Here is a 24,424-nt window from a genome sequence, read left to right as displayed (position 1 = left end):
TATCCCAACACCATGGCGATGCAGGCGTTGGATAAGCCAAGCTGCGACGAGGTTGTCGCGCTATTCCCCGAGCTGCATCCTTTGCACCATGAGGCGCCGGTTGCCGCCCGCAAGATCTTGCGCAAGCACGAGGCGCAACTGATTGCCCGCAAGCTTTCGCGCTCATCTTCAAGGTCATAATATCCAGAGGGGGTCCGACAAAACTGAACAGTTGAGTTAGGTCGATTTTCCACTCGGTTACGCCGCAACTATTTGGTGGAGTGCCCCCATCGGGTGGTCCAGTTTGAATGTTCGTGCATGATGGGCCTTTGGTCTATCGGAATTATGCTTTCTGGCGCCGGTGGACGCTAGCAACAAGAATGCGTCATGCGCCACGTCGGCTGACGAATTGAAGCTCCTCTCCGCGGCACAGGGCGAAGTTGCTGCGCGGCCACGAAGAAGCGGGGATCGTCGGAGGTGGCGCTTGTAGGGATTTCCGCAAGGAACGCATTCGCGCGTCATATTCGTGCGGCTGATCTTCCAGGCTCGCAAATCGCAAAGCGAGTTCGCGCTCGACGCTTTCACACGACAGATGGCCATAAGTTCTGCTCACCGTGTCGGTGCTCGAGTGGCCGAGTTGGCGTGCAACCATGGCTAGCGGCGCGCCGGCCTGCACGAGCTGACTTGCATATGTGTGCCTTAACCCGTGAAACACGAATTCACGCGGCAGGTGGGCTTTTTCAACAGCTGCTTTGAATAGATGCCGATGCCGCGTGCGCCAAATCTGGCCTGCGTCGGTGCGAAATAAAATGTCGTCTTCCGACTTCCCGGCGCACATCCCCAAGAAAAACCGCATCCCTTCCTCAGGCAAATACACATAACGTGGTCGCCAGCCCTTCGGAGATGAGACATAAATTCCAAAGATATCCTTGCCGATATCGCGAACGTGAAGCGACGATAATTCGGATACCCGGCATCCACTGTAAAGCGCTGCGCGAACCAAGTCAGCCAGATCGGGACGGCATGCGGCGATAAGGTCGCGACACTGTGCCCGTGTGAGGAAGATCTGGCGAGGGACTTCAAGATTTGGGACACGGTGGATGCAGCGCCAAGACCTTTCAGAGGCGGAGTGACCATTCTCCCACGCCATCTGCAGCGCTATTCTTAAAATCCCCAGAAGCGTATTCAGGGTCCCTTTCCTGCGGCGCAATGCATCGGAATCGAGGCTTTCAATCTTCACCTTTTCCCCAAGCGTTTGGTTCCCGCGCTTGGGAGGCGTCTCAAGGACGGCGCGGCAGAAATTGGTGATCGTGACTCCCTTGAGGTCGTCAAGCTGAACGGATCCGAGGCGCGGCAAGATGTGAAAGTTGATCAGTGCGACAAGTGTTTCGAAAGTGGTCTTTGTCGCTGCGATCCGTTTCCATTCCACATAGTCGATCAAGGCATCTCCGACAGTGAACCCGGTGATGCTCTTTGTATATTTAAGATGCTGTGTGGTTCCCACAGGATAGCTAGTAGAGGCAACGCCTTTGCGTTCCTCCTCTGCAAACCAGACGCGAGCGAGCTTGATCGCCGCTTCATAGGTGAAATCGTCTGAACTCATCGAGACTGTCAGTCCCAGTCGGCTCTGCTTGTATCGACCGTCTTTCTTGCGGATCCTTGCAACCCATTGAGGAAACTTATTCGATTTTTTCTCAACCCCGATGTGGCGACAATATTCCAGAATGTTCCAATATGGCGCCGCTCTTTCAGGAAGAGCTTGGATTGTTTCAAGGTTGTCGAGCTTCGATGCGTGCATGAGGTTCTTCCTCCTTACCAAGGATAAGGAAGTATCTTCGTGCCCTATCCGTTAAGCCATATCGCTCGATATAATCGAGCAAAACAACTTCTGCCCTGTCAGCTTTGGTCGGCTCTTTCATGTCCTTCTCCTCCCATGTGCGATCAAAGCTACCTTGCCACGCCAAAGGTAAACAGATCGTTAAGACGACGAAAAGCTGAGCCCTCCAGATTATTTGCCGTCATGATCCAGATGACCCGCGACATGTCGACAGGAATGCGCAGATAGACGTAGGTTTCGCAAAATCAGGTTCTCGAGGCGTGGAGAGTCGGCGCAACCGGGCATGACTTGCCTACCGATGAGGCATAAGCTTGCAAAAAATCGGAATTTCGTGCGAAACCTCTGTCAAGAGTTGTTTTGCTTCACGGGCAAAATTACGTTAACTCTTTAATAAGGCGGTGGATTCTTGGGGGGTGCGGATAAAGCATAAGCGTGCGCACCTAGCGATTAGCTCGACCACGAACCACCGGAAATACTTGGAAGGAACTCCGACCTCGCGTTGCGTCGATAGCATATGGGCGCTGGCCAATTGGATGGTGCTCCAGCCTCGCTCTCCGTCGGGGATCGGGCCGCCTTTCCCGCGGAGCGCGGTGATTTTCTCCCACCGGAATAAAGATAGGCCCTGCGAGATATTCATGCAGGTCGCTGCCGCAGATTGGAGACCTTCGAGATGGCAGACCTCCATGTCGCTGTCAAAAATGCGCTGCGCATGGGCGCAATCCGTTGGCCGATAGGCGATTGCTCGCAATCGCCGTAAGGCGGGTTTGACGCCGTCAAACACCTCGTCCTGTGTCAGGTCGAGAAGCGGCCTCCCAAGCTGGATCTAGACGTCTATCCCTATCTACCAAAGGCCAATGTCGGCACGACAACTGCGGTCAGCTACATGTCCCTGAGGGCTTTTTGTTGAGTGTTGTTGGATTGCGGTTGATTGAAGCCCCTCGGGAAATCACACCAAACGCATTGGCTTATCTCTAATTGGTTTCGGAGGAGGCTAAGGATTGAAATCTCAAGGATGAGAAGAGGTTTAAAGTGCTCCAGTCCATTCGGGCATCAGACCAAAGCGCCTGCAAAAACATCGAACTGCCTAAAACTCGCAGGAATTCAAGTCTGGGCAGGCGCGACGATAATCTCGGTGCTCCATTCGGCGCAGCGTTTCGCAAGCGCTTCCGGTAGCGGCCTGTCGATGAAGATTGGGGCGCAACGGCGGCGCGTGGAGCGCTTGCTAATCGGGTAGGCCCCGCACATCCGTCACTGCAAATCCTGCTTGATCGGATCGCCGCCGGAGTGCTGACCCCGCGCGAAACCGAGGTTATCGCCATGGTGCAGCGCGGCTATTCCACCACGGCGATCGGCGCGCATCTCTCGATCAGCGACGAGACCGTGAAGGTGCATCGCAAGAACGCCTATCGCAAATTGTCGATACCGTCTTAGACCCGACTTTTTTCGCTCTTTTTACGGGCCCTAGAACCATCTTGATGATTTAGCTGCCATGCCATCGGAATGTAGCCCTGGCGGTTCTTGGAAGTGAGGTGTTCCTAGATTTGTAGACGCTTTGCTTGGTAAATTTAGAACCAAGGAGAGACGGATTACAGATGAGTTCAAGCAGGACGCTGTAGCGCAGGTTTTAGAGCGTGGATACGCTGTCAGCGAGGTGGCTGAGCGGTTGGAGATCAGATCACTGCCCCATAGGTATCACGCCACCTTGTCAGTTTCGATTCCCGAGATTGCGGCTACGAGGTTGTCTTCGGTCACTTCATCGGTCGTGAACGTGCGCATTATCCGGCCATGAAACATTGCCGCAATCCGATCAGAAACATGCATCACCTCGGGCATTTCCGAGGAAATTACGATCACCGCATAACCTTCGCTTGCAAGTTTTCGGATCAGATCGTGGATTTCGGATTTCGAACCTACATCAATGCCGCGCGTCGGTTCGTCCACGATCAGAATGCGCGGATGCATCGCCAGCCATTTTCCGATAACGATTTTTTGCTGGTTGCCGCCTGACAGGTTACCCACCGCCTGACGCCAGCTTGGCGTCTTGATCTTGAGCGCATCATAGTAATGATCGAAAATCGCAATCTCCGCGCCGTCCGACACAAACGGCCCTGTGGTCAGATCCCCCACCTGCGGCAACGTGATGTTGTCACGACAATTCATACCCAGCACGAGGCCCTGTTCCTTGCGGCTTTCGGGCACCAGTGAGATGCCTTTCGTGATGGCATCGGCAGGTGATGAAATTTCGACCTCGGTGCCATCTATCAAAATGCGCCCTGCCGAGGGTTTGCGCAGACCAAACAGCGTTTCGGCGATCTCGGTGCGCCCGGCCCCTACCAGCCCATAAAAGCCCAGAACCTCGCCCTCGCGCAGCTCAAAGCTGACATCCTGAAATAGTTTTCCGCAACTAAGCCCCTCGACCTGTAGCGCCACCTCACCGATCTTTGCCGCCGCCACTGTTCGCCGCGTCAGATCAAGCGCGCGCCCGATCATCAGCTGGATCACCTCGTCCTCATTGGTCTCGAATTTGATCAACGTGCCTCGATAGCCGCCATCGCGCAGCACCGAAATCCGATCGGCCAGCGTAAAAATCTCGTCCATTCGGTGCGAGATATAGACGATCCCTGCCCCACGCGTTTTGAGATCATTGATGATATCGAACAGCACGACTTTTTCAGCATCTGTCAGCGAGGCTGTGGGCTCGTCAAACACAACCACCTTGGCATCGACCGTCAGGGCGCGCGCGATCTCGACCATCTGCTGATTGGCAATCGAGAGCGTGCCCACCTGCGTCTTGGAATCAAAGCTACACTTGAGGCGGTCGAGGATTGCTTGCGCATTGGTGTGAAGCGTTTTCCAATCGACCCGGCCCAAGGATTTGCGCGGCAGCTCGCCCAGATAGATATTCTCGGCAACCGACATTTCTTCGGCCAGGCTCAGCTCTTGGTGGATCAACACGACGCCGCGCGCTTTGGCCTCCAGCGGGCTGCGCATGGTGACTGCCTCGCCCTCGATATAGATGCTCCCCTCATCGGGTTGATACATACCCGCTAGCACCTTCATCAGGGTCGATTTGCCCGCACCGTTCTCGCCCAGCAACGCATGGACCTCGCCCGCGCGCACGTCGAAGCTGACGTCATCGAGCGCGCGCACGCCGGGAAAGGTTTTCACGATGCCCTCAAGGCGCAGCGCGGGGGTATCGGTTTGGGGGGTGTGCGATCCGCTCATAGCCGAAGCTCCTCTTTACCCTTGCGATTAAGCTGTTTGTCCAACAACAGCACGGCGATCAGGATCGAGCCCAAAATCACCAGCACGTAGAAGGCTGGCACCTGCATCAGGTTCATACCGTTGCGCAAAATACCGATCGCCAGAACCCCGCCCAGCGTGCCCATGATCGTGCCGGCACCACCCTGAAGTTTGGTGCCCCCAAGCACGACCGAGGTAATCACCCACAGCTCGTAATTGGTGCCAAGGTTGGGCGTGGCTGCCCCCATCTGGCTTGACAGCGTGACGCCCGCCAATGCGGCCAGAAAGCCCACGATCATGAAGTTGATCATCATATGCGGCCCGACGCGTATGCCCGCATTCACGGCTGCTGACCGATTACCGCCCACCGCATAGGTGTTGCGTCCATGCACGGTGCGCGAAAGCACGAAATGCACGATGGCAGTGCTAATCAGAAACAGCGCGGCCAAGGTCGGGATCGGGCCGATGCTGCTGGATCCGAAATCCGAAAACGAGAAGTTCGCCGCAAAAAAGGACTGCTCTTTGGTATAAACAAAGACCAACCCGCGCACGCCCAACATCGCGCCCAGCGTGACGATGAACGCATCCACCCCGGTTTTCCACACGATCAGCCCGTTTAGCGCGCCCAAGGCGGTGCCCGCCACAAGGGCGGCGACCACACCGGGCAATATCGCCCAGTTGCCCCAATCGGCAAACAGGCTCCAACCCTGAATATCGACACACAGACTGGCAGCCAGGGCGACAACGGCCCCGACGCTCAGATCGATATTGCCGTTGATCATCACCAACGTCATCCCCAGTGCGATCACCCCGATGGTCGAGGTCTGCACAAGGATATTCTGGAAATTTTGCAGAGCGAAGAAATACGGGTTGGCAAAGCTGAAGAAGATGAAGATCAGCGCGATGAAGCCCCAGATCGGGTTGCTAGCCAGCCAGCCCAGCGGAGATTTGAGAACCGATTGTGACATGATCCCCTCCTTATGCGATGGGCGAGAGCAGACGGCCGCGCTTGGCTGCGATATCGAGCCAGACGGCGAGGATGATGACGACCCATGTCACCAGCCACTGCACATAATATTCAAAGCCAAGCAGCAAGAGACCGTTCTGGATGAAGCCCAGGATCAGCACCCCGATCACCGATTTCCAGATCGTGCCCGAGCCACCCAAAAGCGAGGTGCCCCCTAAGATCACGCCCGCCAGAACTTGCAGTTCATAGCCTTGGCCGACATTGTTTTGCGACCCCATCACCCGGCTGCCCAGAATAATAGCCGCAATCGCCACCGTCAGCGCCGAGATCAGGTAGGTCAGAAACACCACGCGGCTGCGCCGGATGCCCGAAAACACTGCCGCCGTCGCATTGCCGCCCGTGGCGTAGATCCGGCGTCCGAACGGTGTGTAGGCCATCATTACATGCAGCACGATGGCGCAAACTGCGAAGATCACGATCGGGGTCGGGATATCGGCAATGTAGCCGCGCCCGAACACCTTAAACCAGGTGGCGTCTTGATGGACGATATCGACGTTCTTGCCACCGCTATAGATCAGGGTCAGGCCCTGAATGGCCGACAGCATCCCAAGTGTGACGATCAGCGAATTGAGCCGCGCGACCCCCACCAAAAGTCCGTTGATCGCGCCAAGACACAATGTGGCTGCTACCATCACAACAATCGCCGGACCCGGCCCGATCTTATCGTGAAGATCAACCACAAGAACCGTCGAGAATGACAGCATCGAGCCCACTGACAGATCCAGATTGCCGCCAATCACCACGACGGTGACGCCAAGCGCCATCACCCCGATGATCGCCGAGGACCGCACCACCGAAAAGATGTTTTCCGCCGATAAGAACCGATCGGAAAACACCGAAAATGCGATTAGAAACAACACGAAGGCTACAAGAATTCCCTGTCGTGCCATAAGTCCCGCAAAGGACTTCAACCCTGAATGGGCCATGCCTCCTCCGTTGTGTTTTCCGCCCGTATTTGGGCTGCTGTGACCTGCCCTTTTGGCGGGTGTCTCAAGGCGCGTATCCGCCATGTGCTCCTCCTTGATCTGGTGCCTGCATGCCTCCCGCATGCAAGCGCGCCAAAAGAGTTCAGACCAACGTCATACCGCCGTCGATCATGACAATCTGTCCCGTCATGTAATCGCTGTCGGGGGACGCCAGAAACGTCGTGGTTCCGATAATATCTGCGGGGCGCGCGACGCGCCCGCGCAAGATACCGGACGAAAACTCTTCCATTGCCTGGCCGGGCTTTTCAGCCGCGCCAATCTCCATCAGGTCGCGATCGACCTCATCCCACATCTCGGTAGCGACGACACCGGGCGCAAAGCCCGTGACGGTAATATTATGCTTAGCCAGATCGCGCGCGCCCGATTGCGTTAACGAGACCACGGCCCATTTTGACGCGCAATAGGGCGCGACATTGTCAAAGCCCTGCCGACTTGCGACTGAGGCGGTGTTGACGATCTTGCCGCCCCCGCCTTGCGCGATCATCTGCTTGGCCGCTTCTTGCATCCCAATCATTGTGCCTAGACCGTTAATATCCATAATGAAATGCCAGTTATCTTCGGTGACATCGAGAAAGTTCATGGGCCGATTGACGCCCGCATTGTTGAACATTACGTCGATCCGCCCGAATTGGGCCACAACCGCCGCGATCATTGCCCGCATCTCGTTGCGTTCGGTCACATTGACCTTTGCCGACATGACCCGACCTCCAGTGGCTGCGGCCCGTGCCTCATTGGCCTTGGCCACGTTTGCGGCTTGTGCGCCGTTGAGATCAGCGAAACACACATCCGCTCCTTCCTCTAACAACGCTTCGCCCATAGCGCGGCCAATGCCACGCGCAGCCCCGGTTATAAGACAAACTCGTCCCGATACGCGTCCCATGAACGCCTCCTATGCCGAAAAGAAAAGACGACATGGGCAGTCTCGAAAGACCACCCATGCCACCGGGGAGGAAGCCTCAGAACACCGGCTTTGAGAACTGCTTCATGTTCTCTTGCGTAATTTCAGGTGTTTTAAAGTAGTTCATTTTCGGAACTTCTTTACCTTGGATCACGTCGATCGCCGTTTTCAATGCGTTTTCCGCATCATCGACGGGCGACTGATAGACCGAGCCGTAATACTCGCCCTTCGCCATCGCCTCATAGCCCACGGCAAAGTTGGTGGCGCCGACGAACTTGATGTCCTTAGCGCGCCCTGCGGCTTTGGCGGCATTCAGTGCGCCAACACCCATGTTGTCATCAGCGGCATAGACTCCGTCAATCTTGGGATATTTAACCAGGAAATCTTCCATCACGCGCTGGGATTTCTCGCGGTTCCAGTCACCGGGCTGAGTGTCCATGATCTTGACCTCTGGGCAGACCTTGGCAAGTTGATCCTCAAAGCCCTTTTCACGCTCGATCGCGGTGGTGTAGCCCGGCTTGCCCGCAATCTGCACAATATCGCCCTTGTTGTTGAGCGCCTTGCACATCATGTCGGCAGCTTCTTGGCCCTGCTCGATATTGTTCGGACCAGAGAAGGCAGCGATATAGGGCATGCCCTCTTCTGCGATATTCGAGTTGGTGATGACAACCGGAATACCCGCGTCATGTGCCTTGCGCACAGCCGGAACCACGGCCTTACCATTAGTTGGCCAGATGATGATCGCCTGCACTTTTTGCTGCGTCAGATCCTGGATCTGAGCGATCTGACGGGCCACGTCCCCACCGGCATCCAGAACAACGACTTCGACATTTGGATCGGCCGCGGCTGCTGCTTTGAACGCCTTTTCATAGGTCGTCTGGTAGCTGTCGACGCCAACGTTGTTCTGCGTGATGCCGATCTTGATCTTTTCGGCCGAAGCCGCACCGGCAAACGCGATAGCCGCAGCTGCGGTCGTGCCCGTGATCAGCGCCTTCATAGTCGTTTTCATGTATCTTCCTCCCTTAGTCATTTTTGACAGCTCGTTACGAAAGACGCTCCTCCTGAACGTCAGATTCAAACCGAATCCGTCAGCGATACGCTAAGAGCATTCCCTCAGAGCGCACCGGATACCGCGTAAGTTTTATCCACAATGGATGTTTCCGTGTCCATTTTGGATATAATCGCACCAGCCACTCATTATCAATTCGGACATCTTGCAGGAGGCAACGCAATGCCACACCCGAAACTCACCCACGGATATACTGACATGCACATGCCAAATCCGAAAGATATCCAGACCGGACAATTTGGTATGCAACCGAATGCACGACCCAACACCCTGCGTGGTGACAGTGCGACGGCCATCATCGATTTCATGGACGCATTTGCAAGTGAGGTCGAGGAAACTCTGCCGCTTTCCGCGCCCAACCCTTACTTTACAATGGCCTCACATCTGGTGCGCAAGCATCTTGAGGGTAAGATCGTCACGCCATCCTCGCTCGTGGCAGCGTCGGGTGTGCCTTATGCGACAGCCATGCGCAAGCTGGCCGAAATGACGGAAGCGGGCATGATCGAGCAACGCCCGCGCACCAAATCAGGAAAGACCGTCTCACTGCATGCCAGTGCGCAGCTATTGGAAAGCTGGGGGCAGTTATCAGACCGTGTGCTGCGTCTTGCCAGTGCGCATTTGGGGGCAGCAAACGGGGCAGAGCGCGATTACTACTTTGGCGGGTCCTATCTGGCAGGCCACAGCATCAAGCCGCCCGCCGTTCTGCCCGAGCCGCTGGCCCTGTCCGGCGGCGTGCGCGTTCTGGTGCATGGCGATCCGACCTTCATGGTGATGGAAACACTCAAGCGTCAGTTCGAACAGATGATTGGCACGTCGATTTCGCAGCGGGCATTTTCGATCGACAGGCTGCACGAAGAGGTTTTGCGCAACGCGACCCATAGTGCCAGCCGTTACGACATCATCGCGATCGATCTTCCCTGGATTGGAGAGTTCGTCAGCAAGGGTGTGTTGCTACCCCTTGATGAGGTAATGGATATCGAGCGGCTCGATCCGAGCGATTTTCACACCGCAGGCTGGCGCGCAGCCCATTGGGCCGGCCGGCCTTACGGTGTGCCCAGTCAAACGACGCCTGAGTTATTCTTTTATCGCAAAGACTTGTTTGCCCAAGCCGGATTAGAGCCACCTGCGACCACCGACGATGTGCTAAAGGTCGCAGAGCACTTCCACGATCCCGTGCATGGGCGCTACGGCATTGCGTGGAATGCGGCGCGCGGCACCGCGCTTGGCCACACGTTTATGACGGCTTGCGCCGATTTCGGTCATCCAGTGCTGAATCTAGCGCCCATCGCAGGCGGGTTTGATGCCGATCATCTGGATCGCGACGATCTTCTGGCGCAGTTTGACAGCCCCGCCGCCGAGGCTGCGGCCGAATACCTACTGCAACTGTTGAAATTCTCGCCCCCCGATATCTTGTCGATGTCGTGGTATGAGCGGGTGCGTCCCTATGCGTCGGGTCGGGTCGCGATGGCCTATGGCTATACTTTGCTGGCCCCGTATTTTGAGTTGGATGCCGACTCGCCCGCACATGACACCACGGGTTATTTGCCCCATCCCGCCGGGCCAGGTGGTGCGCCTGTGGCCCCCGTGGGCGGCTATGTGCTGGGCATTCCCGCAAACCTCCCCCCAGAGCGGCGTGCTGATGCCGCTGAGGCGCTGATCGCGTTCACATCGCCTGCAGCGCAAAAGCTGTATGTGCTCAATGGCAGCCGCACCGCGCCGCGTTATTCGGTTGGGGCAGACCCCGAGGTGCAGCGCATCTCGACCATCTTTTCGGCGGTCGACGCGATGTCTTGGCGCGACGAATTACAATTCTGGCCGCGCCCTCCGGTGCCCCAGATCTGCAATCTGATCGAAATTTGCGGTCAGGAAATTCACGACATGCTGCGCGGCGTCACGACCCCGCGCGGGGCGCTGCAAGCGGTCCAACAAAGGGCCGAGGCCGCGTTGAGAACCAGACCAAGTTAGGGAGGAAAGAATGGATCCGAATAGACTCAAAGGGAAGAATGTGCTGATCACTGGCGGCGCGCAAGGAATGGGGGCGTGCAACGCCGAGCATTTCGCCGAACAAGGCGCGAATGTCTGCCTTGGCGACATCGATCTGGCGGCCGCGCAAGCGATGGCCGACAAGATCAACGCGCGCGGCAATGGCAAGGCAATTGCGGTGCGCATGGATGTGACCAAGCGCGAAGACAATGCCGCCGCCATCGCCGCCACCGTCGCGGCCTTTGGCAACATCAATGTCGGCGTCTTCAACGCAGGCCTCAACAAACCCCGGTTCTTCATGGATATCGATGAGGACAACTGGGATCACATCATGTCGGTGAACACCAAGGGCATGTGGCTGGGCATGCAGGAAACCGCAAAACAAATGATTGAGCAGGGCCCGCAAGAGCATGTCTATAAGCTGATCAATGTAGGCTCCGTCGCCTCGCGCAAGCCCCTTATCGACGTCACCGTCTATTGCACCTCGAAATATGGCTGCCTTGCGCTGACCCATTGCGGTGCGATCGCGCTTGCCAAACACAATATCACCGTCAATGGCTATGCACCGGGCGTGGTAAAAACACCGCTTTGGGAGCAACTCGACAAGGATCTGGTCGAGATCGGCTTCAAGGATCACGAAGGGCAGGCCTTTGACGATCTGGCCCAGATCCTCGCGCTTAAGAAGGTGTCCTATCCCGATGATATCAAGGGCACGGCGGCATTTCTTGTCAGCCATGACAGCGACTACATGACCGGCCAAATGATTCACATCGACGGCGGCTGGGTCATTCAGTGACGCACGGGGGCCCGAGCGCCCCTTCCCCCAAAAAGACACACACACGCCCGCGATGGGCGTCAGGAGATTTGCCATGAACACGAACGCCCTCAACCCGCGCATCCTGCAACCCGGTGACATTGACCCAAACTGGCGCTGGGACAAGCACATCCCCGCCTTTGGCCACACGGCCGTTGATTTTGAGCGTCGCGTCGATCACGACCGCCTACGCCGCTACCGGCTCAGCCGCACAAAGGACGCGCTGAAGAAATCCAATTGCGGCTCGCTGCTGACCTTTGATGTGAACAACATTCGCTACATTTCGGGGACCAAGATCGGCGAGTGGGAGCGTGACAAGATGTGTCGCTTTGCGCTGCTGTGTGGCGATGACGAACCCTATGTCTGGGATTTCGGCTCGGCCGCCGTTCACCACCGCGACTATTGCGACTGGCTCGACCCCGAGCGGATGCGCGCAGGCGTGGTCGGCATGCGCGGCACAATCCCGCCGAGCTTTGGCCTGATGAAACGCTACGCCGAGGAAATCGCCGCGCTAATCAAGAAGGCGGGGATGGCAGGCATGCCCGTTGGCGTCGATTACGCCGAAACGGCGATGTTCTTTGCGCTGCAAGAGGCAGGGCTCAACGTGGTTGACGGTCAGCAAATCATGCTGAGCGCGCGTGAGATCAAGAATATCGACGAAATCCAGCTGCTTAACCAAGCCGCAAGCATGGTGGATGGTGTCTATGACATGATCTGGCACGAGCTGCGCCCCGGCATCCGCGAAAACGATATCGTCGCGATGTCGAACAAGCTGCTCTACGAAATGGGTTCGGATGATGTCGAAGCGATCAACGCCATTTCGGGCGAGCGTTGCAACCCGCACCCGCATAACTTCACCGACCGGTTGTTCCGCCCCGGTGATCAGGCGTTCTTCGACATCCTACAAAGTTATCAGGGCTATCGGACCTGCTACTATCGCACCTTCAATATCGGGCGCGCGACGCCGTCGCAGAACGATGCCTATATCCGGTGCCGCGAATGGCTCGACAATGCCATCGCGCTGATCAAGCCGGGGGTGACGACCGACGTGGTCGCCAAAGCCTTCCCGAAATGTGAGGAATTCGGATTCCCCGACGAACTATCGGCCTTCGGTCTGCAATTTGGCCACGGGCTGGGGCTGGCGCTGCACGAACGCCCGATCATCAGCCGCGCGGTCAGTCTGGAAAACCCGATGGAGATTCAGACCGGCATGGTCTTTGCGCTGGAAACCTATTGCCCGGCCTCGGATGGCTACTCGGCCGCCCGGATCGAGGAAGAGGTCGTGGTGACCGATACCGGCTGCAAGGTGATCAGCCTGTTCCCCGCCGAAGAACTGCCGATCGCTAACCGCTACTGAGACACGCCCCCGCGCGGCTGCGCAAACCCGCCGCGCGGGGGGAACCGATCTCATGCCAGAACCAAGACAGGGAGCGCGTCATGGCCACCGCCAAAAACAAGCGCAAGACAAATACCGAGGACTATCTGCGCATGTATCGCCAGATGGTCCGCATCCGTAGTTTCGAAGACAATGCCAATCAGCTGTATCTGTCCGCCAAGATGCCGGGCCTGACCCATATGTATTCCGGTGAAGAAGCCGTGGCTGTGGGTATCTGCGAAGCGCTGACTGACGACGACAAGATCACCTCAACCCATCGTGGTCACGGTCATTGCGTAGCCAAGGGTGCTGAGTTCAAACAGATGTTTTGCGAATTGCTGGGCAAGGCCGAGGGCTATTGCCGGGGCAAGGGTGGTTCAATGCATATCGCCGATCAAAGCCACGGCAATCTAGGCGCCAACGCCATTGTCGGCGGCTCGATGGGGATCGCGACGGGCGCGGCCCTATCGGCCAAGTTGCAGGGGCGCGATGATGTGACCGTGTGCTTCTTTGGCGACGGCGCAACCGCTCAGGGCCTATGGTATGAGGTGATGAACATGGCGGCGCTGTGGAAGCTTCCCGTCATTTATGCCTGCGAAAACAATGGCTATTCCGAATACACAAAGACCGCAGAGATTGCTGCCGGCTCACTGACAGCGCGCGCCGAAGCCTTCGGAATTGAGGCGTTCCAAGTCGATGGACAAGACGTTCTGGCGGTCAACGAGTTGGCACAAACGCTGGTCGCACGGGCACGCAAGGGCGAGGGCCCGTTCTTTATTGAACTCAAGACCTATCGCTATCACGGCCACCATGTCGGCGACATCAATCGCGATTATTACCGCTCAAAGGAAGAGGAGACGATCTGGAAGGAACAACGCGACCCGATCATCAATTTTGGCAAATGGCTGACCAAGGAGGGCATCGTGAACGAAGACGAGCTGCAAGAGTTGCGCGATGCGGTCAAGGCTGATGCCGAAGCCGCCGTGACCTATGCGCTCGCCGCCGCCTATCCCGATATCAGCGAAGTCGACATGCACGTCTTTGCCCCCAATGACGCCGCCTGAGGAGGAAATCATGCGCGAGATTACCCTATCCAAGGCCGTCAATGAGGCCATCGCCGAAGAAATGCGCCGCGATCCCAGCATCTTCCTGATGGGCGAGGACGTGGCCGAAGCCGGAACGCCCTTCAAGGTTCTGTCCGGTCTGGTCGAGGAATTCGGCACCGAGAGGATCATCGACACCCCGATCTCTGAGCCCGGTTTTATGGGGCTTGCCGTGGGCGCTGCGATGACCGGATCACGTCCGATCGTGGACCTAATGTTTGGCGACTTCCTGTTTCTGGTGATGGACCAGCTGTGCAATCAGGCCGCAAAGACGTATTACATGTCGGGCGGCAAGCTGAGCGTGCCTTTGGTGTTGCGCACCAATATGGGCGCAACGCGGCGCTCTGCCGCGCAACACAGCCAGTCGCTGCACGCGCTGGTTGCCCATATTCCGGGGTTGAAAGTGGCGATGCCGTCTTCGGCATATGAGGCCAAGGGCCTGATGAAGACCGCGATCCGCGACAACAGCCCGGTCGTGATCTTCGAAGACAAGCTGATGTATAACGACAAGGCCCCCGTCCCCGAAGAAGAATACCTGATCCCCTTTGGGCAGGCCGCCGTGCTGCGCGAGGGCAGCGACATCACGCTGGTAGGCACGTCGTCCATGGTGCAGATCGCGCTGGCAGCGGCGGAAACGCTGGCCGCCGAGGGTATCTCAGCCGAGGTCATCGACCCGCGCACCATCGTGCCGCTCGACGAGGAAACAATCGTGAAAAGCGTGCGCAAGACCAGCCGCGCGATGGTGATCGACGAGGGTCACCAAAGCTATGGCGTCAGCGCCGAAATCGCCAGCCGGATCACCGAAAAGGCGTTTTATTATCTCGATGCGCCGGTGGTGCGCATGGGCGCGATGGACGTCCCCGTTCCGTTCTCGCCTGCGCTAGAGGATATCACCGTGCCCACCGCCAAGGGCGTGGCCGCGATGGCGCGCCGTCTGGTGCGCGGGGAGGTCAGTGATGTCGCATGATGTCATCATGCCCGCGCTTGGCATGGCGCAAGAAACCGGCCTGATCGTGGCTTGGCTCAAAGCGCCGGGCGACGCGGTCAAGACGGGCGAGCCGCTGATGGAGGTTGAGACCGACAAGGCCACGATGGAGGTCGAGGCGCAAGCCGATGGCTACTTGACCGGCATTCGTGCGCAAGCAGGCGAAAACGTCCCCGTGGGCGAGGTCGTGGCCGTGATCTCTGACACGCCCGAAGACACGGCCCCTGCTTCTGCGCCCAAGGTCGAGGCCGAAGCCGAAGACGCGCCAGAGACTGCGGACGCATCCGGCATACCAGAGGGAGCGCAGATCATCATGCCCGCGCTTGGCATGGCGCAGGACACGGGACACCTGACCGCGTGGCACAAGGCCCCCGGCGATGCGGTAAGCGCCGAGGATATCTTGCTGGAAGTGGAGACCGATAAAAGCGCGGTCGAGGTGCCCGCAGGGCAGTCGGGTTATATCGCGGCGCTTTTAGCAGCCTCTGGCGAGGACGTGCCGGTAGGGACCGTGATCGCTGTAATCTCAGCGCAAAAGCCAGATAATCCAATGATGCGCAGCGCGAAGGCAGCCACCGCCCCGACGCCCGTGCCCAAACCGGAGGCCGCGAAACCGGCCCCTGCCCCGGCAGCGCCCGCCAAAGCAGCCAAGCCGGCCCCCGCAGTCCCACGACCAGAGGGTCGCATCCTCGCCTCTCCCAAAATGCGCCGTCAGGCAACCCTTGAGGGGCTTGATCTGGGGCGGCTGGTTGAAGCCGGGGTGCCCCAGCCCTATCACATGGACGATCTGGACCAATTGCGCAGCCTCGCCACTACGGCCGCTAACGCACAGGCCATCCCGCAACAGGCCGCATCGCGGCATCTAACCGCCGAACTTTCCGCCGACGGCCTGACAGACTTCCTGAACTGGATCGAGACGGAAACAGGTGCGCCAGCGGATATATCAGCGGTTCTAGCGGGGCTTGCCGCAGGCGCGCTGGCAGACACCACCGTCGTGGCCGTCGAACGCTTTAGCCACATCCGCCGCTTTGCCGCCCCCGCGCAGTATCCGCTTGGCCGCGCGCTTGAAACCGAGGATTCCCCGACGCTGATCCTGCGCGATCTGCGTGGCAGCGCGCTGACAGGACTGCATCTGGGGGCCGAAGACGCCCCCGTGCTGACCCTGACGGGGCGTGCATCGCTCACCCTCACTCTCGAAGCGGGCAGCGCGCAGATGGCGCCTGCCGCAGCCCTTGACCTTATAACCGGATTTGCCGCGCGGCTGGAAATGCCGCTGCGCCATCTTCTCTGACCCCGGAGCCCCACATGGATTACACCGATCTCTACATCAATGGCGAATGGCGCAAAGGCGCCGCGGGCGTGCGTTTCGACGTTCTCAACCCTGCCACCGAAGAGGTGCTGACCTCTGTCGCCTCGGCCGAAATTGACGATGCCGCAGCCGCTCTTGACGCCGCAGAGGCAGCATTCGCAGACTGGGCCGGACGCACGCCGCGCGAACGCTCTGAAATCTTACGCAAAGCGTGGGAGTTGATGACCGCGCGCCTTGACGACTTCGCCCGGCTGATCACGCTTGAAAACGGCAAGGCGCGTGCGGACGCAATGGGTGAGGCCACGTATGCCGCCGAATTTTTCCGCTGGTTTGCCGAGGAAGCCGTGCGCGCCGATGGCATGATCACCCGCGCCCCCGCCTCGGGCGCGCGCATCGTCGTCCAGCACAAGCCAGCCGGCATTGCGGTGCTGGTCACGCCGTGGAATTACCCCGCCGCGATGGGCACGCGCAAGATCGCGCCCGCGCTCGCAGCAGGCTGCCCCGTGATCATCAAACCAGCCTCGGAAACGCCGTTGACGATGCTGGCACTGATGCCCCTTTTGGAAGAGGCCGGCGTGCCCAAGGGGCTGGTCAACGTGCTGCCCTCAAAAAACACCGGCCCGCTGGTTGATCATCTGCTGCACGATCCCCGCGTGCGCGTCGTCAGCTTTACTGGCTCAACCGGGGTTGGGCGCAAGCTGCTGCATGCGGCGGCCGATAATGTGCTCAAACCAGCGATGGAACTGGGGGGCAACGCGCCTTTCCTCGTGTTCGAGGATGCCGATATCGACGCAGCAGTCGAGGGCGCAATGCTAGCCAAGATGCGTAACCTCGGCGAGGCCTGCACCGCCGCCAACCGGATTTATGTCCACGAGGCCGTGGCAGAAGAGTTCACCACAAAATTCACCCAGCGGATGGGCGAGCTCAAGCTGGGCAACGGACTGGACGCGGGCGTCGATGTCGGTCCGTTGGTCAATGCCGCGACGCGCGATAAGGTGGCCGCCTTTGTCAGTGACGCCGTTTCAAAGGGCGCAGAGTTGCGCCTTGGAGGTCAGGTGCCAAATCGGCCAGGTTATTTCTACCCGCCGACGGTGCTGTTCAATGTGCCCTCCCATGCCGATTGCGTGCAAGACGAAATCTTCGGCCCCGTCGGCGCAATCCAGACCTTTGACGACGAAGATGACGTGATCACGCGTGCCAATGACACCGAATACGGCCTTGTCGCCTATGTCTTTACCGGCGAGATGGGACGCGGCATGCGGATTTGCGAACGCCTGGATTACGGGATGGTCGGGCTCAATCGCGGCTTGGTCAGCGACCCTGCCGCGCCCTTTGGCGGCACCAAGCAATCGGGTCTGGGACGTGAAGGCGGCCATGAGGGGATGCTCGAATTCATGGAAACTCAATATATTTCCGCAAGCTGGTGAGGAGAGAACAATGAGCTATGTTGCAAGCCCCTCGGTGCGCAGTTACGCCGCGCAAAAAGGCGTCGATCTGGACCAGCTCGCAGAGTCCTCGGGGCGCGAGACGCTGGCGCGCGAGGATGTCGATCAGGCCGCAGACAACTACACACCGATGGCTGCGATCGGGCGCGATCACAGCCGCTATTGGCAGGTGGATCACAGCGAATATGGCGGCGTCTCGCAAGAGCCGCTGTCACGTATTGCGCGGGTCGCGGCAGACAACCTGTCGGCGGCCAATGCGATGATCCCGCAAGTGACCCATCACGACACGGCCGATATGCGCGCGGTTGAGACCCTTCGCACATCGCTGCGCGAGGAAACAACGGCACGCGGGATCAAGCTGACGGCGCTGGCGTTTCACGTTAAGGCGCTGGCGCGTTGCCTGCGTGATTTCCCGCGTTTCAACGCCTCGCTTTCACCTGATACCAGCACGCTGACCCTCAAGGATTTCGTGCATATCGGGATCGCCGTGGACACACCGCATGGGCTTTTGGTGCCGGTGCTGCGCGATGCGGACCGCCTTGGTCTGTGGCAGGTTTCCGCACAGATCAGCGATCTGGCCAAACGCGCGCAGGCCCGCAAAATCCGCCCAGACGAGATGGGCGGGGCGTCGATGACAATTTCAAATCTCGGCGGGCTTGGCGGCAGTGCTTTCAGCCCGATCGTGAACCCGCCCGAAGTCGCCATTCTGGGTCTGACGCGCACGACACTTCACCCGGTCTGGGAGGGCGAATGGATGCCGGTTCCACTCTGCCCGCTTGATCTGAGCTATGATCATCGCGTGATCAACGGCGCCGACGCCGCAAGATTTTTAGCGCGCTACAGCCAGTTGATCGCGGATCCTCGCAGACTGATGATCTGACCGACCAACGATAGCGAGTTCTCAAGAGAGACACATGAAATATATCTGACCAAATTTGCGCCAGACCGCGTGTCTCTCTTTGGGCAATAGAAGGTTTGGGGCAGTTCGAATTTGGTGACCTTACTGCGAAATGAAAGCTTGATACACTATTTGATACACAAATCGACCGCAGAAAAAATTTAACATACTGTTAAATTCTATATTTTACAATTTTTGGTGTTGCGTGGCGCACTCTTGCTCCGCCATTATCCCCATTGCGAACCCGAAAACAGGTCGCTCGAGGGGCCTTTTTCTTTATTTGCCAAAGGGGTTTGCAGGGGCTATCCGCCCTGGCTCGGGACCGTGGTCAGGCGATGGCTGGCGAACAAGACCCGCCTTCGGATCTTCAACATGACCATGGCGGCTCTGTTGGTGGCCTCGCTTTATCCGGTCCCAGGCTTCACAGCCTCGATGGCCGGACGTGAGATCACGATCCACGCGGCACAGTGAATTGTCTGACTGCTCCACGGATAGACCCTGATCGCCAGTCCGCCGAAATCCAGTTTCGCGTCACCATCATGAGCCGCGTATCGGCCCTCGGCAGGGCCGAGATCGGATGTCACGTTCTTTTTCGTGATTGCGAGCGTCGAATTGAAGCTATGTCTCACCACTGCGAAGAAATCCGCACAGAAACCGCACAGAAACCCATGAACATTAGGGGAACTAGCGCGCTTCTAGGAATGGCTAATATCGCTATTTTCCACGGTTTTCCGTGTGAATCACTCCCTTGGTAAGGGAGAGGTCGAGAGTTCAATCCTCTCTCACAGCACCATCTTTCCCCGAAGATTCGATGGTTTTGACATTACCCGTGCAAACGTTGGCCACATGCGGGTATTTTCTTGAGTGCTCATTAACCTTCGCGCGGCATCGCAGGGTGGGGCGAACGATTGCTCGCCCCACTGCGAAATCCATTACCCGCTCACACGCCCTGTCGCGACAAAAGGCTGGCCGGACGGGCGCGCGCCAGAGAGGCAGTCAGCAAGCCCGCGATGATGGCCTTGGCGATGTCGCCGGGGATGAATGCCACGACGAGCAAGGTTGCCTCGCTGAGGGATTTATCAAGAACCACGGACATTCCGACGATCCCAAAGGCGTAGAGAACGCCAATTCCCCCAATGATCGAAGCCACGCTGGCCACAAGAGTCAGCGGCGCTTGGCGCCATTTTTGCACGATCAAGCCCGTGACGAAGGCCGCCACAACCCAGCCAAACAGGAAGCCTGAGGTTGGCCCGGCAAAAACCCCAAGACCGCCGCGCCCGCCCGACAACAGCGGCAAGCCAAGCGCGACGAGCAGCAGAAATACCATCACGGCCATCGCGCCGCGGCGCGCGCCCAGGATTGTGCCACATAGCATAACGCCGAGGCTTTGCGCGGTGATTGGCACACCAAAACCCAGCGTGATATTGGGCACCAGCCCCAAAACGGCGATCAGGGCGGCAAACAACGCCACGTTGGCGACGGTCTTTTCCATGCTCATTTCTCCTGCAAATCCATCAAGCCACCGCGGGCACGCAAAGCTTCAGCCACGCGGTCGGCATCATCAAGGGCGCAAACCGCAAGCGGCAGCACAATACGCCAGCGCGGCTTGCGCGTCGAGCGCGCACGCCAGCTTTGCGATAGCAACTGCCCTTTTTGCCCCAGAACGGGGATCATGCGGATCACAAGCGCGAGGCAAATCTCAAGCGCGCGCAGGTTCAACCCCAGCCGAGCGAAGGGAGAGGTCAGCTTGTGCACCACCTCCATCATATCGCTGAGCCGCGTGGTCATTGTCACCAGATTGGCAAGCGCCACAGCGCTGACCATACGCATGGTGATGACAAGCCCCTCTGCCATCGCGTCGATCACGAAATGCCAGATCAGTACGCCAACCACAAAAGGCCAAAGGATGAACAGTCGCCGGATTCCGACGCTGAAAAACAGCCTGCCGGGCAGGATATAAAGCCCCAGCACCGCCAGAAAAACCGCGCCATGAAACCACAGGTTCGAGATGCTGGCCAACACAACCGTCGCCACCAACAACGCCCCAAGTTTCAGCGCTGCAGGCAGATCATGGGCGCGCGTTCTAACGGGAGAGGTCAGAGATATCATCACCCGCTCCTAGCGTTTCCATCGCGTCGAGATACTGCGCCAAGACGCTTTGCGTGTCACCTGAACGCGCAATTTGACCCTTTTCCAGCCACAGCACGCTCTCGCAATCTTGCAGATCACTTGGATCATGCGAGATGTGGATCACGGCCCCGTCAAACAGGCGCAGATAGCGGCTTAGCTGCGCTTTTGTAGGGAAGTCCAAGCCGGCGAAAGGTTCGTCCAGCACCAGAACCTTTGGTGCCATCGCGACGATCGACATGAGGCACACAAGGTGCTTTTGCCCATGCGACAGCGTCGAGACCGACGATTGCGCCCAGTCCGATTTGCCAAACCGCGCAAGGATGGCTTGGGCATCGCGCTCGGCCTGCGCCTCTTTGCGGCCCAGTTGCGTCAGTCCGAACGCCACCTCTTCTAGGACGGTGGGAAAGATGATCTGATGATCGGGGTTTTGAAACAAGATCCCGACCTCGCGCAGCGCCGCGCGGCGGTCAGTGTACACATCAACGCCATTGAGTCGACAGGTTCCGTCAGTGGGCGCGATCAACCCTGCAAGAAGGCGCGCGAGTGTCGATTTGCCAGACCCGTTGCGCCCAACAACACCAAGACGGCGAAATGACAGATCAAGGCTGAGCGGCCCCAGAACGCACCGCTCGTCGATCTCTACGCTGGCATCGACAAGGGTCAGATGCGCCGAAAGAGCCTCTTGCGTTTGCTTGGCCGGTGTAGCGTCCAACGTCAGTCTCCCAAAGCGATCTTAAGCAGCCCGCACCCTCGCGGGCCACCTCATGTGATCTGCGCAAGGGTCATCCCATTTTGCGCGCCCAAAATAAAGAGCGTAGCGCAAATCAGCGCCGCTGCATCGCTAGGGGCTTGCGCAAATATTAAAGGGCTGGCCAATTGGCCAGCCCCTGCACGCGATCATCCTGAACGGATCATTCGGCCTTCTTAAGCGCCTTCTTTGCGGCTTTCAGCTTATCTTCCTGACGCGCCACTTTTTCCTTGCGCAGTTTGACTTCTTTTTTCAGCGACTTGATCTTGGCTTTCTTCGCCATGGGGATTCCTCCTGGAATTTAGGGTTATTGCCCGTCGGGGTGGTCTTCATGCTCTTTCAGAAAGCCACGAATAAAGCGTCGAATTTCACGCGCGGCACTGGTGTCGAGCGTGTCACATAGCGAGACAAAACGATCCCGCTCTGATCCGGCGATCCGGACAATCAATTGACTGTCTTTGATCGCCTTCTTCTTTGCTTTCTTCTGATCGGTCATGTCGCAACCTCACACTGGGCACAAATTTGTTATTGCATCCGATATCATTTGTATATGCATTTTTGCGCGAAAGTTGCCTTCACAAGAGCAAACGCGCGTAAAACCCAACTTCGCAACGCAGATCAAACAACGCGCGGTTCGCCAGTTGGGGCTAGAGGGGGATCAGAAAGGGCATGGTGGTCCCGGCGCGATTCGAACGCGCGACCTTTCGCTTCGGAGGCGAACACTCTATCCAGCTGAGCTACGGGACCATGTTTCTGTGCTATCTCTGGAAATCCCAGATTTCAAGCCAGATGACGTCTGTCTGAGCGCGGATATAGTCGAGCCATCGCCGCGCCGCAACGCAAAATCTTAGGCGCGCCGGGTGGCCAGTGCATCGTCTAAAACGCCCGCCAGCACATCGCGAGGCACATCTGAGCTGACGAAACTATCCCCTATCGCGCGTGCAAGAATAAAGCGCAGCTTGCCGTCTTCGACCTTTTTATCTTGTGCCATCAGCTCAATCAGTGCGTCGGTATCGGGCAGATCGCCTTCGATATCGCACAGATCGACCTTCATCCCCATGTTGCGTAGATGGGCGCGCACACGGCTGGGGGCCTCTTGCGAACACAGCCCCAAACGTTGCGACAGCTCAAACGCCAGCGCGCAGCCGATCGCCACGCCCTCGCCGTGCAACAGCCGTTCTCCGTAGCCCGTCGCCGCCTCTAGTGTGTGACAGAACGTGTGACCCAGATTGAGCAGCGCGCGATCCCCCTGCTCGGTTTCATCGCGCGCCACGATATCGGCCTTCATCTGCACCGAGCGTTTGACCGCATGCATCCGCCCCGCCATATCGCCCGCCGCCATCGCAGGCGCATTCGCCTCAAGCCAGTCGAAAAACGCGGCATCGCCCAACAGCCCGTATTTCACCACCTCGCCATAGCCCGCCAGAAAATCGCGCGGTTTCAGCGTGCCCAGAACCTCAAGATCCGCCAGAACGAGGCTGGGCTGATGAAACGCGCCGATCAGGTTCTTGCCTTGAGGCGCGTTAATGCCGGTCTTGCCCCCGACCGAGCTATCGACCTGCGCCAGCAGGCTGGTTGGGATCTGCACAAACCGCACGCCCCGGCGCAGCACGGCGGCGGCAAAGCCCACCAAATCGCCGATCACGCCACCGCCAAAGGCGATAACGATATCGCGCCGCTCGACCTTTTGCTCCAGCAGCCATTCGACGGTGCGGGTGAACTGCGGCCAGCTTTTCGTGCCCTCACCGGGTGGCAGGCGCAGCGCGACCATTTCGATATCGCCCAGACCCGCGCGTAACGCATCGAGATGCAGGTCGGCCACGGTTTCATCTACGACCACAGCAACCCGAGGGCGGCGCAACAGGGGCGCGATTTCGGCCCCCGCATTGGCCAACAGCCCGGTGCCGATGCGCACCTCATAAGACCGCTCACCCAAGCTGACTGGAACTATCTCACGCATCATCTTTCTCCACAAAAAGCCCGTCAACGGCTTGCAGTTCGCGCACGACCTTTTGCGCCATCGCGGTGATCGACAGCGAAGGCGCGGCCTCAACCACGACCTGCGCTTTGGAATAGAACGGCTCGCGCGCCTCAAGCAGGGCGGCAAGCGTGGCTTTGGGGTCAGCGGTGCGCAACAGAGGCCGCGTATTTTTGTGGCGCACCCGGTTCCACAGCAGGTTCAGATCGGCGCGCAGCCAGACCGAAACGCCAAGCCGTGCAATCAAGTCGCGGTTCCCCTCGGCGAGAAACGCCCCGCCCCCGGTCGAGATCACACCGGGCGGCCCCATCAGCAAGCGTTCCAGCACCTCTGATTCGCGGGCACGGAAAAACGCCTCGCCATCACGGACAAAAACCTCGGCGACGCTCATTTGGGCTGCGCGCTCGATTTCGTGATCACTATCGAGAAATGGCACATCCAGCAGCCGCGCAACCGCCGTGCCGACCGCCGTCTTGCCAGAGCCCATCATGCCCACAAGCACGATGGAGCGGCTTAGCGTGTTGTTCATGCCTTGCTGATCTGCCGCCACGGCCACTCCTTCGTGTCAATCCCATTTGGCCCGCACGCGGCGCCATAGGCGGAGCCTTGCACAATCGTGA

23 protein-coding genes, 1 tRNA gene and 2 pseudogenes are annotated in these 24,424 nt (G+C 58.5%); 12 read left to right on the top strand and 14 right to left on the bottom strand.

Annotated elements, in window-relative coordinates; all coding sequences use genetic code 11:
- Positions 1 to 180: pseudogene (locus tag ACN0SD_RS12305) on the top strand (hypothetical protein); the annotation flags it as partial.
- Between the two features lie 184 nt (positions 181 to 364).
- Here ACN0SD_RS12305 and ACN0SD_RS12300 read toward each other — a convergent pair.
- Entirely contained in the window at positions 365 to 1,777 is a 1,413-nt protein-coding gene (locus ACN0SD_RS12300) for a tyrosine-type recombinase/integrase (protein WP_417808533.1), read from the bottom strand.
- Complete coding sequence (locus ACN0SD_RS12295) at positions 1,749 to 1,898, bottom strand: hypothetical protein (RefSeq protein WP_417808532.1); 150 nt, start codon at positions 1,896 to 1,898, stop codon at positions 1,749 to 1,751. Before ACN0SD_RS12295 ends, ACN0SD_RS12300 begins: the two co-directional genes overlap by 29 nt.
- 567 nt (positions 1,899 to 2,465) lie before the next feature.
- On the opposite strand from ACN0SD_RS12295, the pseudogene ACN0SD_RS12290 reads away from it, so the two are divergent.
- The 3 genes and pseudogenes from ACN0SD_RS12290 to ACN0SD_RS12280 form a co-directional block, all read left to right on the top strand.
- A pseudogene (locus tag ACN0SD_RS12290) lies at positions 2,466 to 2,723 on the top strand (hypothetical protein); the annotation flags it as partial.
- Between the two features lie 377 nt (positions 2,724 to 3,100).
- Positions 3,101 to 3,247, top strand: coding sequence for a response regulator transcription factor (locus ACN0SD_RS12285; protein WP_417808531.1), 147 nt, complete (start codon positions 3,101 to 3,103; stop codon positions 3,245 to 3,247).
- A 121-nt stretch (positions 3,248 to 3,368) separates the two neighbouring features.
- Positions 3,369 to 3,605, top strand: coding sequence for a transposase (locus tag ACN0SD_RS12280; protein WP_417808530.1), 237 nt, complete (start codon positions 3,369 to 3,371; stop codon positions 3,603 to 3,605).
- Here ACN0SD_RS12280 and ACN0SD_RS12275 read toward each other — a convergent pair.
- The 5 genes from ACN0SD_RS12275 to ACN0SD_RS12255 form a co-directional block, all read right to left on the bottom strand.
- Entirely contained in the window at positions 3,509 to 5,041 is a 1,533-nt protein-coding gene (locus ACN0SD_RS12275; RefSeq protein ID WP_417808529.1) for a sugar ABC transporter ATP-binding protein, read from the bottom strand. The two genes, ACN0SD_RS12280 and ACN0SD_RS12275, sit on opposite strands and share 97 nt — an antisense overlap.
- Complete coding sequence (locus ACN0SD_RS12270; RefSeq protein ID WP_417808528.1) at positions 5,038 to 6,027, bottom strand: ABC transporter permease; 990 nt, start codon at positions 6,025 to 6,027, stop codon at positions 5,038 to 5,040. Before ACN0SD_RS12270 ends, ACN0SD_RS12275 begins: the two co-directional genes overlap by 4 nt.
- 10 nt (positions 6,028 to 6,037) lie before the next feature.
- Positions 6,038 to 7,012 (bottom strand): ABC transporter permease, encoded by a 975-nt coding sequence (locus ACN0SD_RS12265; RefSeq protein ID WP_368393125.1) that lies wholly within the window; start codon positions 7,010 to 7,012, stop codon positions 6,038 to 6,040.
- Positions 7,013 to 7,154: 142 nt separating this feature from the next.
- Positions 7,155 to 7,952 carry an SDR family NAD(P)-dependent oxidoreductase gene (locus ACN0SD_RS12260; protein WP_417808527.1) on the bottom strand — a complete coding sequence of 266 codons (798 nt, stop codon included), beginning with the start codon at positions 7,950 to 7,952 and terminating at the stop codon, positions 7,155 to 7,157.
- 76 nt (positions 7,953 to 8,028) lie between these two features.
- Positions 8,029 to 8,979: a sugar ABC transporter substrate-binding protein gene (locus ACN0SD_RS12255; protein WP_417808526.1), complete on the bottom strand. Its 951-nt coding sequence runs from the start codon at positions 8,977 to 8,979 to the stop codon at positions 8,029 to 8,031.
- A 222-nt stretch (positions 8,980 to 9,201) separates the two neighbouring features.
- Here ACN0SD_RS12255 and ACN0SD_RS12250 point away from each other — a divergent pair, with 222 nt between their 5' ends.
- The 8 genes from ACN0SD_RS12250 to ACN0SD_RS12215 all read left to right on the top strand — a co-directional run bounded on the left by ACN0SD_RS12250 (position 9,202) and on the right by ACN0SD_RS12215 (position 18,930).
- Positions 9,202 to 11,004 (top strand): ABC transporter substrate-binding protein, encoded by a 1,803-nt coding sequence (locus ACN0SD_RS12250; protein WP_417808525.1) that lies wholly within the window; start codon positions 9,202 to 9,204, stop codon positions 11,002 to 11,004.
- Positions 11,005 to 11,014: 10 nt separating this feature from the next.
- On the top strand, positions 11,015 to 11,818 hold the full coding sequence (locus ACN0SD_RS12245; RefSeq protein WP_417808524.1) for an SDR family NAD(P)-dependent oxidoreductase: 804 nt from the start codon (positions 11,015 to 11,017) through the stop codon (positions 11,816 to 11,818).
- Positions 11,819 to 11,891: 73 nt separating this feature from the next.
- Entirely contained in the window at positions 11,892 to 13,193 is a 1,302-nt protein-coding gene (locus tag ACN0SD_RS12240) for a M24 family metallopeptidase (protein WP_368393121.1), read from the top strand.
- An 80-nt stretch (positions 13,194 to 13,273) separates the two neighbouring features.
- Positions 13,274 to 14,275 (top strand): thiamine pyrophosphate-dependent dehydrogenase E1 component subunit alpha, encoded by a 1,002-nt coding sequence (locus ACN0SD_RS12235; RefSeq protein ID WP_417808523.1) that lies wholly within the window; start codon positions 13,274 to 13,276, stop codon positions 14,273 to 14,275.
- Between the two features lie 10 nt (positions 14,276 to 14,285).
- Positions 14,286 to 15,281, top strand: coding sequence for an alpha-ketoacid dehydrogenase subunit beta (locus tag ACN0SD_RS12230; protein ID WP_417808522.1), 996 nt, complete (start codon positions 14,286 to 14,288; stop codon positions 15,279 to 15,281).
- Positions 15,271 to 16,587: a biotin/lipoyl-containing protein gene (locus ACN0SD_RS12225; protein ID WP_417808521.1), complete on the top strand. Its 1,317-nt coding sequence runs from the start codon at positions 15,271 to 15,273 to the stop codon at positions 16,585 to 16,587. The genes ACN0SD_RS12230 and ACN0SD_RS12225 overlap by 11 nt, the downstream gene beginning before the upstream one ends.
- A gap of 14 nt (positions 16,588 to 16,601) precedes the next feature.
- Positions 16,602 to 18,032, top strand: coding sequence for an NAD-dependent succinate-semialdehyde dehydrogenase (locus ACN0SD_RS12220; protein WP_417808520.1), 1,431 nt, complete (start codon positions 16,602 to 16,604; stop codon positions 18,030 to 18,032).
- Positions 18,033 to 18,042: 10 nt separating this feature from the next.
- Positions 18,043 to 18,930, top strand: a complete 888-nt coding sequence (locus ACN0SD_RS12215; protein ID WP_417808519.1) for a 2-oxo acid dehydrogenase subunit E2 — start codon at positions 18,043 to 18,045, stop codon at positions 18,928 to 18,930.
- Between the two features lie 958 nt (positions 18,931 to 19,888).
- Here the strand turns inward: ACN0SD_RS12215 and ACN0SD_RS12210 are convergent.
- The 7 genes from ACN0SD_RS12210 to ACN0SD_RS12180 form a co-directional block, all read right to left on the bottom strand.
- Positions 19,889 to 20,440: a biotin transporter BioY gene (locus ACN0SD_RS12210; protein WP_417808518.1), complete on the bottom strand. Its 552-nt coding sequence runs from the start codon at positions 20,438 to 20,440 to the stop codon at positions 19,889 to 19,891.
- A 2-nt stretch (positions 20,441 to 20,442) separates the two neighbouring features.
- Positions 20,443 to 21,057: an energy-coupling factor transporter transmembrane component T family protein gene (locus ACN0SD_RS12205; RefSeq protein ID WP_417808517.1), complete on the bottom strand. Its 615-nt coding sequence runs from the start codon at positions 21,055 to 21,057 to the stop codon at positions 20,443 to 20,445.
- Positions 21,032 to 21,790: an energy-coupling factor ABC transporter ATP-binding protein gene (locus tag ACN0SD_RS12200; RefSeq protein WP_417808516.1), complete on the bottom strand. Its 759-nt coding sequence runs from the start codon at positions 21,788 to 21,790 to the stop codon at positions 21,032 to 21,034. Before ACN0SD_RS12200 ends, ACN0SD_RS12205 begins: the two co-directional genes overlap by 26 nt.
- A 343-nt stretch (positions 21,791 to 22,133) precedes the next feature.
- The gene (locus ACN0SD_RS12195) at positions 22,134 to 22,322 is read right to left on the bottom strand and encodes a hypothetical protein (protein ID WP_417808515.1); all 189 of its coding nucleotides are present in this window, start codon (positions 22,320 to 22,322) and stop codon (positions 22,134 to 22,136) included.
- 174 nt (positions 22,323 to 22,496) lie between these two features.
- A tRNA-Arg gene (locus tag ACN0SD_RS12190) sits at positions 22,497 to 22,573 on the bottom strand.
- A 100-nt stretch (positions 22,574 to 22,673) separates the two neighbouring features.
- Entirely contained in the window at positions 22,674 to 23,786 is a 1,113-nt protein-coding gene (gene aroB / locus ACN0SD_RS12185) for a 3-dehydroquinate synthase (RefSeq protein ID WP_417808514.1), read from the bottom strand.
- Complete coding sequence (locus ACN0SD_RS12180; protein ID WP_417808539.1) at positions 23,779 to 24,333, bottom strand: shikimate kinase; 555 nt, start codon at positions 24,331 to 24,333, stop codon at positions 23,779 to 23,781. Before ACN0SD_RS12180 ends, aroB begins: the two co-directional genes overlap by 8 nt.
- Between the last annotated feature and the right edge of the window lie 91 nt (positions 24,334 to 24,424).

It is taken from the genome of Thioclava sp. (assembly GCF_048263065.1).
In the GTDB taxonomy this organism is placed as follows: domain Bacteria; phylum Pseudomonadota; class Alphaproteobacteria; order Rhodobacterales; family Rhodobacteraceae; genus Thioclava.
Note: the sequence above shows the minus strand (reverse complement) of the source record. Positions and strands in the feature narration are given on the sequence as shown.